We start from the raw sequence: 12,843 nt of genomic DNA, 5'->3' as shown, positions 1-12,843 counted from the left end.
CAGGGGGGGGGTAAATTCACATTCATATTTTTCCCGTATCTTTGCACCGGGAATTCGAGACGGATTCAGCTCAAAGCCGCAAGAAAAAGAAGCCCCCACAGTCTTTTCCGAAAAGACCGTATTTTTTTCCGCATCCCCGTGAAACACAAGAGCTGCGGTCCGATAGCAAAAATACTATTTTTTCGCTGATTTCAACTTTTTCTCCGCCCTTTTTCCCCGATCCGGAGCCGGAGCTTTCAGCAGTCCCGCCACCATAGCGTTCGCAGCGTCCACGGTGCTGTTGTCCAGTTCGTCGAGGTAAATTTGCGTGGTCTTTTCGGAAGTGTGCCCCAGTCCCGCGCTGATCACGGAAACGGAGACGCCGTGCTTGCGCGCGAGACTGGCCCAACTGTGGCGGGCGACGTTGAACGACAGTTTGACGGGCAGTTCCAGTTTTTTGCTCATATCCCGGTAAAAGCGCAGATAATGCGACAGGTTGTATTTATAGCGCAGATACAACCGCGCTTCGAAGCGCTTGCGGTCCTCCGCCGTCGCGCCCTCGTATACGAGAGGCCGCAAACGGCCCTCTCCGTCGAAGTCGAGCATCACGGGCAGCGCCCACGGAAAGCAGCGATCCCGATAGCGGTCGAGAATCTCCTGCACCTCCGGAATGATCTTGACCGTATAGGTCTGCCCCGTCTTGCGGCGGCGGTAGTAGATCATCCCTCCGTGAATATCCTCCTGCCGCAGATAGGCCATATCCACGAACGACATTCCCCGGCAGTAGAAGCTGAACATGAACAGATCCCGGGCGCAGGTCAGCTTCTCGGAATCCGGGAACCGGGCGTCGGCGACCTTGCGGAGCATCTCCTCGCTGACGGCCAGCTTGCGGGTCTTCCCGATGCGGATGGGCACGGCATCGAAAGGCGACCGGCTGCGGGTCACATACCCGCGTTTCTGGGCTTTGTTATACAGCGCCCGGAAATTGCTCAGGTAGAAGGATACCGTGTTGGGTTGCAGCGGAATCTGATGCAGATACCGTTCGAAATCCAACAACAGGTTCTCGTCGATGTCGTCGAAGTGGACCCGGCGGCTGCCGGCGAACTTCTCGAAAGCCACCAGCGTCGCATTGTATTTGTTCGCCGTACCCTGCGAACCCTCCTTGATCAGCTCCGCGATCTGATGCTGGAAAAAGGTGTGCACGTAGCGGTTGTCGTATCGCCGGCGGTAAGCCGAAGTAATATCGTGGACGGTGAAGGGTTTTCCGTCCCGTTCGAATTCGGCGAGGATGCGCGCGATCTCCTCCCGCTGTTTCTCCAGAAAGGCGTTGACATCCCTGATATGCGCCATGTGCGTCTTGCGCTGGTTGACGGCGACCGCCTTGCGTTTCCGGAGATCGAATTCCTCCGGCAGCAGGCGGTACGGCGTGAAGAGCACGCCGCGGCGTCTTTCGAGTATGAGCTGAATGACGAGCGTATAGCGTCCGTCGGGGCTGCCGGGGCGAATGTTGAGCATCGGCTTGATACTCATGTTCAATCGTTTTTTCGGATCGTTTCCTATGTTCATAATGCCTTCTTTTAACTGGTTTCGCTGTAACCGCAAAGATGGCATTTTGAAACAAATAGTTTGCCGGATGCGACCCGTAGAAAGCTCCCGGCCGAAACTTTTCACCCGGCGCCGTCCGCCGGCGGAGAACGGACGGAGCCGTGCGGAACGCCCGCGGAAGCGGCCGCACGCCGAAAACGCCGGCCAGCCCGGCGAAAACAAAAACCGGATGCCCCGTCGGGACATCCGGTTCTCTCTGATCGGTCCGCAGATTACTTGCGGTATACCTTCGTGTAGCCGTAGATAGCCTCGTCGCCGAGCTCCTCCTCGATGCGGAGCAACTGGTTGTACTTGGCCATACGGTCCGAACGCGAAGCCGAACCGGTCTTGATCTGGCCCGAGTTCGTAGCCACGGCGATGTCGGCGATCGTCGAATCCTCGGTCTCGCCCGAACGGTGCGACGTCACCGACGTGTAGCCGGCGCGGTGAGCCATCTCGATGGCGTCGAGCGTCTCGGTCAGCGTACCGATCTGGTTTACCTTGATGAGGATCGAGTTGGCGCAGCCCATCTCGATGCCCTTCTTCAGGAAGTCCACGTTCGTGACGAAGAGGTCGTCGCCCACGAGCTGGCACTTGTCGCCGATCTCCTTGGTGAGCATCTGCCAGCCTTCCCAGTCGTTCTCCGACATACCGTCCTCGATCGAGTCGATGGGGTATTTGGCAACGAGGCCCTTCAGGTACTCGACCTGCTCCTTCGACGAACGCTTGGCGCCCTTCGCACCCTCGAACTTGGTGTAGTCGTAAACGCCGTTCTCGAAGAACTCCGACGAAGCGCAGTCCATGCCGATCGACACGTCGCCGCCCTCGCACTTGCGGCCGGGCTTGTAGCCGGCCATCTTGATAGCCTCGATGATCGACTCGATGGCGTCCTCCGTGCCGTTGAGCGCGGGAGCGAAACCGCCCTCGTCGCCTACGGCCGTCGAGAGGTTGCGGTTGTGGAGCACCTTCTTAAGGTTGTGGAACACCTCGGCGCCCATGCGGATGCCCTCGTGGAACGAAGCGGCGCCTACGGGACGGATCATGAACTCCTGGAATGCGATCGGGGCGTCCGAGTGCGAACCGCCGTTGATGATGTTCATCATCGGAACGGGCAGCGTCTTGGCGTTCGAACCGCCGATATAACGATAGAGGGGCATGCCGAAGTAGTCGGCGGCGGCGCGGGCCACGGCCAGCGACACACCGAGGATGGCGTTGGCGCCCAGCTTCGACTTGGTCGGGGTGCCGTCGAGGGCGATCATGGCCTTGTCGATGCCCACCTGATCGGCGACGTTCATGCCGATGATGGCCGGGGCGATCACCTCGTTGACGTTCTTCACGGCGTTGAGCACGCCTTTGCCCAGGTAACGGCTCTTGTCGCCGTCACGAAGTTCGAGCGCCTCGTTCTCGCCGGTCGATGCGCCGCTCGGAACGGCAGCGCGGCCGAATGCGCCCGATACAGTCCGTACTTCGACCTCGACGGTCGGATTGCCTCGTGAGTCGAGGATCTCCCTTGCATGAATCTCTACAATCTGCATAGTTGTAATGGTTTGAATAATATGTGTTTGAAATACTAACTTCCTAAACGTCGCGGCAAAGGTACAAAATAATTGCGAATTGCGGTTTCTTTATTGTTAATTTTTTCACGATTGCGGCACGCCTTTTTCCGTTTCCGGCGCAAATATCGTATCTTTGCGCCGCTGCCTACGCGCAAAACCACGTAAACGACCGTCATTCAATGCGAAAAGTTCTTTCGTTCTCGCTCTTCCTGATGCTGGGCCTCGTCGCCTCGCAGCTGCTTCCCGGCGCACTGGGCGCATCCTATGCGGGCTTCAAGGCCGCGACCGACACGCTGCTCTACGTCTGTCTGGGGTTCATTATGATCAACGTCGGCCGGGAATTCGAGATCGACAAGTCCCGCTGGCGCTCCTACACCGCCGATTACTTCATCGCTATGGCCACCGCGGCGCTTCCGTGGCTGCTGATCGCCCTCTATTACGTCTTCGTGCTGCTGCCCTCCGACCTGTGGGGAAGCCCCGCGGCGTGGAAGGAGAACCTGCTGCTGAGCCGTTTCGCGGCCCCGACCTCGGCGGGCATCCTCTTCACGATGCTCGCGGCGCTGCACCTGAAACAGAGCTGGATATACCGTAAAATACAAGTGCTGGCGATCTTCGACGATCTGGACACCATCCTGCTGATGATCCCGCTGCAAATCCTGATGATCGGCCTCAAATGGCAGATGTTCGCCATCGTGGGCACGGTGAGCGTCCTGCTCGCCGTCGGGTGGCGGTGGCAGGCGGCTTGGAACGTGAAGCAGGACTGGAAACGCATCCTGGGCCTCTCCGTCGCGGTCTGCGCCCTGACGCAGCTGCTCTATCTGGCGACGGCCCACTGGTACGGCCCCGAAAACAGCATCCACATCGAGGTGCTGCTCCCGGCCTTCGTGATCGGCATGCTGATGAAGCACCGCGACCACGACACCCCCGCCGAACGCCGCGCCTCGACGGGCATCTCGTTCCTGTTCATGCTGCTGGTGGGAATGAGCATGCCGCTGGTGACGGGCTCCGCGGCGTCCGACGCTGCCGCGGCAGCCGGATCGGTCACCGCCGCGCAGCCGATGATGCCGTGGGGCGTCCTGCTACTGCACGTCATAGCCGTATCGGCACTTTCCAACCTCGGAAAGCTCGTCCCGGTCTTCTTCTACCGCGACCGGCAGCTGAGCGAACGGCTGGCCCTCTCGGTGGGCATGTTCACCCGCGGCGAGGTGGGAGCCGGGGTGATCTTCATCGCCCTCGGGTACAGCCTCGGCGGCCCGGCGCTCATCATCTCGGTGCTGACGCTGGTACTGAACCTCATCCTCACGGGCGGCTTCGTCGTCTGGGTCAAACGGCTGGCGCTCCGAAGCGCCGCCCCCGAAGAATAACCTCTTGCACGCATGAAAAGATACGCATTGATCCTGCTCGTCCTGCTGCTGGCGGGAAGCGTCCGGGCCCAGCAGCGCGAAAAGAACATCTTGGGCGTCCGCGCCGGCCTCAACGTCTCGAAACTCGCGGTTTCGGCCGAAGATATGCCGATCAGCATCGGCTGGCGCACGGGATTCCGTTTCGCCGTCTCGGATCAGGTGCTGCTGACCCGGAAGCTCCCCCTCTACCTCGAAACGGGGGTCGATTTTTCGAGCCGCGGCGGCAAAATCGCCCTTGCGCAATACGGCGAAGTCTACCGGACGACTCCGCGGCCATTCTACCTGCAAGTTCCCCTGCTCATCAACTGCCATTTCAACGTCCGCGACCTCCTCACGATACAGCCTTTCGCCGGCATTTACGGCGGCGTGGGACTGAGGGGCCGCATGGAGTTCGACTACCTCGGGACAGAGGAGCTGTTCGGCGACCGGGGAGTGCTTCACCGGCTGGACTTCGGGGTCCGGACAGGCGTCGGATTCGTCGTGAAACGCATCTATCTGGGCGTAAGCTACGACATCGGCTGCATGAACCAGTTCAAGGGCGGATCGCTCTTCAGTTACGAGTCCCGGACCCGGGCGATCGAAATCCGCAACGACTGCCTGTCCGTGACGATCGGATACAATTTCTGACATCAGAAGCGATCTTATTAATACAAAGGAATTTACGAACGATACCGCCGATTGCCCGTAAAAAAAATCGGGGGGGGGATTTTTCGAAAAAAATTATCCTATATTTGCCACGCAAACACCTCAAACTTTACAGCTATGAAAAAAGTATTACTCATCGTGGCCGCCATCCTGCTGGCGAACGCCGTTTCGGCACAGAATCACGAAAAGAACATCCTTGGCGTCCGCGCCGGTCTCAACCTGTCGAGCTACTCGATTTCAGAGAGCGGCGTATCGGTAAGCACCGACTCGCGGGCCGCATTCCATGTCGCCGTTTCGGACCAAATCCTGCTCTGCGACAGCCTGCCTTTCTACCTCGAAACCGGACTCGCCTTTTCGAGCCGCGGCGGCAAATTATCCGGAGTGAGCTTCCGCCCCTCCTACCTGCAAATTCCCGTGCTGGTAAACTACCACTTCAACATCAAAGACATCGTTACGATCCAGCCGTTCGCAGGTCTTTACTACGGTCTCGGCATCGGCGGCAAGATGAAAGCAAACGGCGAGAAAGACGACATCTTCGGCGACGACGGCATGCTCAAGCGCTCCGACCTCGGAGTGCGTCTGGGCGCAGGCGTCGTCTGGAACCGCATCTACTTCGGACTGGGCTACGACATCGGCTGTCTGAACCTGATTCAGAAAGATCTTGTCAACGGCGACGGCACGATACGCAACAACTGCTTCTCGATCAGCGTCGGATATAATTTCTAATCCGGCCTGCACCAAATAAAACAGGGACGCTGTTTTTCAGCGTCCCTGTTCTTTTTCTGCAAAACGGTCACTCCCGCATCAGCACCGACGAGTCGCCGTAGCTCAGGAAGCGGAAATCGTGCCCGAGGGCGTAGTCGTAGATCCGATGCCAGTCGTCGCCCGCGAAGGCCGAGACCAGCAGTAGCAGAGTCGATTTGGGCTGGTGGAAATTGGTGACGATGTTGCGCACGATGCGGAACTCGTAACCCAGCGGCGTGATCATGATCTGCGTCGCGGCTTTCAGCCGTTCGACCCCGTTCGCATCCATCCACCCCAACAGCTCCTCCAAGGCGTCGCGCCCCGAATAGTCAGCCGGAATGTCGTACAGCTCCCACTGTCCGACCACCCGTCCAGCGTCCGGCGTCCCGGCGGTACGGATGCGCCACGCAAGGGCCGCGAGCGATTCGAGCGTGCGGACCGAGGTGGTCCCCACGGCGGTGATGTGCCCCCACTTCTCCAGCAGGCGGGCCACCGTCGCACGGCGCACCTCGAAATGCTCGGTGTGCATCGGATGCTTCGCGGCATCGTCGTCCTTCACGGGCAGGAAAGTCCCCGCTCCGACGTGGAGCGTCACCTCCTCGAACCCGAACCCGCGGGACTTCATGGCGTCGATCAGCTCGGGCGTGAAGTGCAGGCCGGCGGTCGGCGCCGCCACCGACCCCTCGAATTTCGAATAGACCGTCTGGTAGCGCGTGTTGTCGATCTCCTCGCTCTCGCGGTTCAGGTAGGGCGGAATCGGAATCCGCCCGAGGTGCTCCAGCAGCTGCCCGAAGCTCATCGGGGCGCTCCACTCGAAGCGCACGACGCATTCGCGGCCGTGGTCCTCGACGATCCACGCCCGGAGGTGTTCGCCGTCGAAATTGATCTCCACATACCCCTCTTTCCACTTCTTGCGGTTGCCCACGATGCACGACCACGTGCAGCCGCCCGTGACGGCGAACGCCCGTTCGTAATCGGCCGGGTCGTGCGGCTCGAGGCAGAAGACCTCGATTCGCGCCCCCGAAGGCTTGTGCATGATGATCCGCGCCCGGATGACCTTCGTGTTGTTGAAGACCAGCAGTTCGCCCGCGGGCAGCACGTCGCCGATGTCGGCGAAATGCCGTTCGGAAATCCCGCCGCCGCGCCAGACGAGCAGTTTCGAGGCGCTGCGCTCGGCGAGGGGGAATTTGGCGATCCGCTCCTCCGGAAGGTCGTAGTCGTAGCGGTTTATGTCGATATGTCGTTCCATATTTTGCCGGAAATTATGCGGCAAAGTTACTATTTTTTGTAACTTTGCGGCGCTGCAAGGCAGCAGAAAAAGGAAAAACCCATGAAAACCGACTTTCTGGTTATCGGTTCCGGCGCTGCGGGGCTCTCGTTCGCGCTGAAAGCCGCGGCTCACGGACACGTTACGATCGTCACCAAAGGCGAGATCGAAGAGTGCAACACCAACTATGCCCAGGGCGGTATCTGCTCGGTGACATACGCCCCCGACACATTCGAAAAACACATCCGCGACACGCTGGTCTGCGGAGCGGGCAAGTGCGACGAAAAGGCCGTGGAGCTGGTCGTGCGGAGGGCTCCGGAGCTGATCCGGGACCTGATCGCCTGGGGCACGCGCTTCGACAAGACCCCCGACGGGCGTTTCGAACTCAACCGCGAGGGCGGCCACTCGGAACACCGCATCCTCCACCACGAGGACCTCACGGGAGCCGAGATCGAACGGGCTCTCGTGGAGTCGGTGAAAAAGCACCCGAACATCACGGTCCTCGAACACCGTTTCGCCATCGACCTGCTGACGCAGCACCATCTGGGCGAGTTCGTCACGCGCCACACGCGCGGACTGGCCTGTTTCGGAGCCTATGTGCTGAATCTCGAAACGAACGAGATCGAGACCATGCTTTCGAAATTCACCGTCGTCGCCACGGGCGGCTGCGGCAACGTCTATTCCGCCACCTCGAACCCCGTCGTCGCCACGGGCGACGGCATCGCCATGTGCCACCGCGCCAAGGCCATCACCGAGAACATGGAGTTCATCCAGTTCCACCCGACGACGCTCTACAACCCCGGCGAGAAGCCCAATTTCCTCATCACCGAGGCCATGCGCGGTTTCGGGGCCATCCTGCGGCTGCCCGACGGCCAGGAGTTCATGGACAAATACCACCCGATGAAGTCCCTCGCGCCGCGCGATGTCGTGGCCCGGGCCATCTACCGCGAGATGACCAAGCGGGGTTCGGATTTCGTCTACCTCGACGTGACGCACAAGGACCCCGACGCCGTCCGGAGCCACTTCCCGAACATCTACGAGAAATGCCGCTCGATCGGCATCGACATCACGAAGGACTGGATTCCCGTGACCCCCGCGGCACACTACTGCTGCGGCGGCGTGAAGGTCGATCTCAACGGCGAAACGTCGATCAAGCGGCTCTACGCGCTGGGTGAGACCTCGTGCACGGGGCTGCACGGCGCCAACCGCCTGGCCTCGAACTCGCTGATCGAAGCGGTCGTCTACGCCGACCAGGCCGCACGCCACACCGCGCCGCTGCTGGACAAGGTCGATTTCCAGGAGGGCATCCCCGACTGGGATTTCGAAGGCACGCAGCATACCGAAGAGATGCTGATGATCATCCAGTCGAAGCGCGAGATGCAGACCATCATGTCCAACTACGTGGGCATTGTGCGGTCGAACCTCTCGCTGAAGCGCGCCATGCGCCGGCTGGAGATACTCTGGCAGGAGACCGAGGAACTCTACAACAAGACCAAGCCCAACCGCGAACTGTGCGAACTGCGGAACATGATCGCCATCGCCTACCTGGTCATCAAACAGGGCCGCGAGATCAAGGAGTCCGTGGGATGCCACTACAACGCCGATTATCCGAAAGAATAACGCATGACACAACAGGAAGAGATAACCCGGCGGCGGACCTTCGCCGTCATCGCCCACCCCGACGCGGGCAAGACCACCCTCACCGAGAAACTGCTGCTCTTCGGCGGCGCCATCCACGTGGCCGGAGCCGTCAAGAGCAACAAGATCAAGAAAGGCGCAACGTCCGACTTCATGGAGATCGAGCGCCAGCGCGGCATCTCGGTGGCCACGGCCGTCATGGGCTTCGAATACCGGGGCTGCAAGATCAACATCCTCGACACCCCGGGCCACGAGGATTTCGCCGAGGACACCTACCGCACGCTGACGGCCGTGGACTCGGTCATCATCGTCATCGACGGCGCCAAGGGCGTCGAGACCCAGACCCGCAAACTGATGGAGGTCTGCCGCATGCGCAAAACCCCGGTGATCGTCTTCATCAACAAGCTGGACCGCCCCTCGAAGGAGCCGTTCGACCTGCTGGACGAGGTGGAGAAGGAATTGCGCATCCGCGTGCGGCCGCTGGCATTCCCGATCTCGAACGGCCCGACGTTCAAGGGCGTCTACAACCTCTACGAAAAGAACCTGTCGCTCTTCACGTCGGACGAGAAACTGACGGCCGACGCTTCGACGGCCGAGATTTCGGACCTCGCGTCGCCGGAGCTGGAGAGCTATATCGGCGCGAAATTCGCCGACCAGCTGCGGCAGGATGTCGAACTGGTCGAGGGCGTTTACGACGAATTCGACCGCGAAGCCTACCTCCGCGGCGAACTGGCTCCGGTCTTCTTCGGCTCGGCGGTCAACAATTTCGGCGTGCGCGAGTTGTTGGAGTGTTTCGTACGCATCGCCCCCTCGCCGCGCCCGGCCCCGACCGAGACCCGGCCGGTGGAGCCTTCGGAGCCGAAGATGACCGGCTTCATCTTCAAGATCCACGCCAACATGGACCCCAACCACCGCGACCGCATCGCATTCCTGAAGATCTGTTCGGGCACGTTCGAGCGCAACAGGAACTACCTGCACGTGCGCAGCGGCAAGCAGTTGAAGTTCTCGTCGCCGACGGCCTTCATGGCCGAGAAGAAGTCGGTGATCGATTTCGCCTATCCGGGCGACATCGTGGGCCTGCACGACACGGGCAACTTCAAAATCGGCGACACCTTCACCGAGGGCGAGAAGCTCCGTTTCACGGGCATCCCGTCGTTCGCCCCCGAGCAGTTCCGGTACATCGAGAATGCCGACCCGCTGAAATTCAAACAACTGGCCAAAGGAATCGACCAACTGATGGACGAGGGTGTGGCGCAGTTGTTCACTTCGTCGCTCAACGGCCGCAAGATCATCGGCACGGTAGGCGCGCTGCAATTCGAGGTCATCCAATACCGGCTGGAGCACGAGTACAGCGCTGCATGCCGCTGGGAGCCGATCTCGATCTACAAAGCCTGCTGGATCGACAGCGACAACGCCGCGCAGCTGGCCGACTTCAAACGCCGCAAGCACACCAACATGGCCGTCGATAAACACGGCCGCGACGTATTCCTCGCCGACACGAGCTACGGGCTCGCCCTCGCGCAGGAGAATTTCAAGGACATTCGTTTCCACTTCACCTCGGAGTTCTGAAGCACGAAAAATCCGCCGGAGTCTGCACTCCGGCGGCTGTATAGGCTCACCCGTCGGACCACGGTCCGGCGGGTTCTCTTTTTCATCACTCCCTTCTCCGCTACAATTCCAGATTGCTCATCCGGTCGGTCACCCCGAAATCGAATCCGGGGTATTCGTAAAGCCCGAACCGGGGTTCGGTCTCACCCCGGGTATAGGCCCAGATCGAGGCATAATCCTCGGGGTCCTCACCCATCTTGCCGATCTGCCGCAGGTAGGCGGCCACCGACTTGCTCTCGACGATGAATATCTCGCCCATGCGGTCGATGATCGGGCTGTGGCGGCGCGTACGGTCGTGGTCGAAGCGCAGAATGCGACGCCCCTCGGGCGTGAGGCCCACCAGCCGGAAGGTCATGCTCTTGCCGATGGCCGGAAGATTCAGCACGCTGCGGTCCGTGGCGAGGAACGGCAGACGGTATTTGCGCATGAAGCGGAGGAGTTTGGCCGCCGTGTCGCGTCCGTCGGCCAGCAGCGCGTCGAGCTCCGACGCCTGCCCGGCGGTCAGGCGTCCGTAAACCTTCTCCTCGACCTGCTCCTGCATCGAACGGCTGTTGGGCGTGAAAACCGCGCGGTTCTCCTCGAAGCCCTTGACCGAGAAGGTGTAATAGCACACCACGCCCAGCGAATTGAGCACCTGCCGCAGGCGCGCGGTATGTCCGCGGCGCGAAGCTGCCACGGTGTAAACCAGCTGGTTGGTGATGAGCCATCCCGCCGAAAGGATCTTCCGGATGGCCTCTTCGGCCTCGGGCGTCACCTCCAAGGGCGTCTGGAAATGGGTCTGGACGATGAACTGCTTCACGCCGACGGCCGAGGCTTTCTCGCGGAATTCGCGCAGAATCTCCACCAGTTCGTCGTTCACGCGCATCGGCAGGTAGGCAGGCAGGCGCGAACCGAGGCGCACGCGCTGCAATTCGGCGTATTTCTCGCCGTCGGGACGCCCAGCGTTGGCCCGGCGCTTGCGGCAGGCCATGCGGTAAACCGCTTCGAGCATATTTCGCAGGGTCTTGTTCTGACTCATCAGCGCGTCGCCGCCCGTGATGAGGATGTCGCGCAGCTGGGTGTCCTCCTCGAAATAGTTCATCAGCCGGCGCAGTTTGTGGTCCCACGACTCTTTGGGGCGCAGCGCCTCGAATTCGAAATTGAGGCGTTCGCTCTGGAAATCGTACATCCGCTGGCACGAAGCGCACAGCCCGCCGCAGGCGCGGCCCATCGTGTCGGGAATCAGGATCGCCACCTCCGGATAGCGGCGGTGGATGTTGTGTTCGTCGGGCAGCAGCCACCCGGCGGCATTGGGCTTGCCCGCCTCGACGACATCCTCGCGCTCCCAGGCGCGAATCCGTCCGTAGGTCTCGACCAGCTGCGGCGAATAGAGGATGTAACTGCGGATGGCGGCATCGTCGTAGCCGTCGCCCGTAACGTCGAGCAGCGAGAGGTAATAGGGCGTGGCGAAGAAGGGCATCCCCTTCTTGCGGGCCTTCGAAAGCAGGTACATCGTCTCCGACGAGAGCGACCCGGCCAGAAAGCGGTTCAGCTCCGAAGGGCTTTTCACGGCCATAGCCAGCTGGAAGCGAAAATCGTCCCACCAGGCGGCCACCTGCCGGTATTTTTCGTCGTAAGTCATCCCCTCGGCGAACCGGTAGCGCGACGGGGTTTTCGACTTGCGGTTTTCGATCTTCTGCACCAGCAGGTGCAGCATCCGCTCGCGGTTGTCAGCGCGGATCGCCCGCACCGCCTCGTCCAGCCCCGAAGGCCAGCGTTCGGTGCGGCTGCGCACGCGCTGCGGCGAGGGCAGCAGAATTTCCGCCCCGTCGAGCAGGCGGAACAGATGGAACAGATCGACAAACAGATCGGAAGGCATTTCGGAATTATCGAGCCGTCCGGTCAGGAACTGCCACAACAGCGTCAGGGTCTGTATTTCCAATCGGCAGTCCGTGGATAATTCGTGGACTTCTTGTCCGTCGTAACCGATCAACAGTCGAATCTGCTCCGCAGCTTCGCTCTCCGCAGCGGCATGCCGGTCCACGAACTCCCCGAGGCGCATGCGGAACTCCGCACCGTCGCAGCAGGCGTCGGCGAGGGCCGCAAGATCGGGTAACTCCTGGCGATAGAGCAGTCCGAGCTGGGAAAGGGTCAGTGCAAGCATTTTCTTTTGTTTCATAAGCATTTTTATTTATAAGGTTAAGGCAGGCGCAAAATTGCCGATTCGCACCGGAGCATCACCTCCGGATTGCATTTTGCGGGAACAATATAGTAAAAATTTTTAATATATTCAAGCATATTTCGTGCAAATCTTCCGCATTCGCACGAAACACACAAAAAACAAGAGGCTGTCTGACAAGTCGCAGACAGCCTCTTTCCATTCGGGCCGCGATTCACCGCTGCGGGAGGGATTTCCGTGCAGACATCCGATGCAAACAGC

At 60.5% G+C, this 12,843-nt stretch carries 9 protein-coding genes; 5 read left to right on the top strand and 4 right to left on the bottom strand.

All coding sequences use genetic code 11. The features are described 5' to 3' along the window. Window positions 1–174: 174 nt before the first annotated feature. Window positions 175–1,545: a tyrosine-type recombinase/integrase gene (locus WMO46_RS03295; protein ID WP_349093782.1), complete on the bottom strand. Its 1,371-nt coding sequence runs from the start codon at window positions 1,543–1,545 to the stop codon at window positions 175–177. A 251-nt stretch (window positions 1,546–1,796) separates the two neighbouring features. After that, window positions 1,797–3,098, bottom strand: coding sequence for a phosphopyruvate hydratase (gene eno, locus WMO46_RS03290; RefSeq protein ID WP_019151478.1), 1,302 nt, complete (start codon window positions 3,096–3,098; stop codon window positions 1,797–1,799). A gap of 200 nt (window positions 3,099–3,298) precedes the next feature. Between eno and WMO46_RS03285 the strand changes: the two genes are divergently transcribed. The 3 genes from WMO46_RS03285 (at window position 3,299) to WMO46_RS03275 (ending at window position 5,893) form a co-directional block, all read left to right on the top strand. Further along, the gene (locus WMO46_RS03285; protein ID WP_349093781.1) at window positions 3,299–4,483 is read left to right on the top strand and encodes a cation:proton antiporter; all 1,185 of its coding nucleotides are present in this window, start codon (window positions 3,299–3,301) and stop codon (window positions 4,481–4,483) included. A gap of 12 nt (window positions 4,484–4,495) precedes the next feature. Continuing rightward, window positions 4,496–5,149 carry a porin family protein gene (locus WMO46_RS03280; RefSeq protein ID WP_349093780.1) on the top strand — a complete coding sequence of 218 codons (654 nt, stop codon included), beginning with the start codon at window positions 4,496–4,498 and terminating at the stop codon, window positions 5,147–5,149. A 135-nt stretch (window positions 5,150–5,284) separates the two neighbouring features. Then, a complete protein-coding gene (locus WMO46_RS03275; RefSeq protein WP_349093779.1) occupies window positions 5,285–5,893 on the top strand; it encodes a porin family protein in 609 nt (202 codons plus the stop codon). A 67-nt stretch (window positions 5,894–5,960) separates the two neighbouring features. Here WMO46_RS03275 and WMO46_RS03270 read toward each other — a convergent pair whose 3' ends face one another. Next, on the bottom strand, window positions 5,961–7,160 hold the full coding sequence (locus WMO46_RS03270) for an S-adenosylmethionine:tRNA ribosyltransferase-isomerase (RefSeq protein ID WP_349093778.1): 1,200 nt from the start codon (window positions 7,158–7,160) through the stop codon (window positions 5,961–5,963). Window positions 7,161–7,241: 81 nt separating this feature from the next. Here WMO46_RS03270 and nadB point away from each other — a divergent pair, with 81 nt between their 5' ends. Both nadB and WMO46_RS03260 read left to right on the top strand, forming a co-directional pair. Next, window positions 7,242–8,798 carry an L-aspartate oxidase gene (gene nadB / locus WMO46_RS03265; RefSeq protein WP_129651516.1) on the top strand — a complete coding sequence of 519 codons (1,557 nt, stop codon included), beginning with the start codon at window positions 7,242–7,244 and terminating at the stop codon, window positions 8,796–8,798. Window positions 8,799–8,801: 3 nt separating this feature from the next. Beyond that, window positions 8,802–10,385: a peptide chain release factor 3 gene (locus WMO46_RS03260; protein WP_349093777.1), complete on the top strand. Its 1,584-nt coding sequence runs from the start codon at window positions 8,802–8,804 to the stop codon at window positions 10,383–10,385. Window positions 10,386–10,485: 100 nt separating this feature from the next. Here WMO46_RS03260 and WMO46_RS03255 read toward each other — a convergent pair whose 3' ends face one another. Next, entirely contained in the window at window positions 10,486–12,582 is a 2,097-nt protein-coding gene (locus tag WMO46_RS03255) for a KamA family radical SAM protein (RefSeq protein ID WP_349093776.1), read from the bottom strand. Between the last annotated feature and the right edge of the window lie 261 nt (window positions 12,583–12,843).

It is taken from the genome of Alistipes intestinihominis (assembly GCF_040095975.1).
Classification (GTDB): domain Bacteria; phylum Bacteroidota; class Bacteroidia; order Bacteroidales; family Rikenellaceae; genus Alistipes; species Alistipes senegalensis.
The sequence above is the reverse complement of the archived record's forward strand: the minus strand, read 5'-3'. Positions and strand labels throughout refer to the sequence as shown.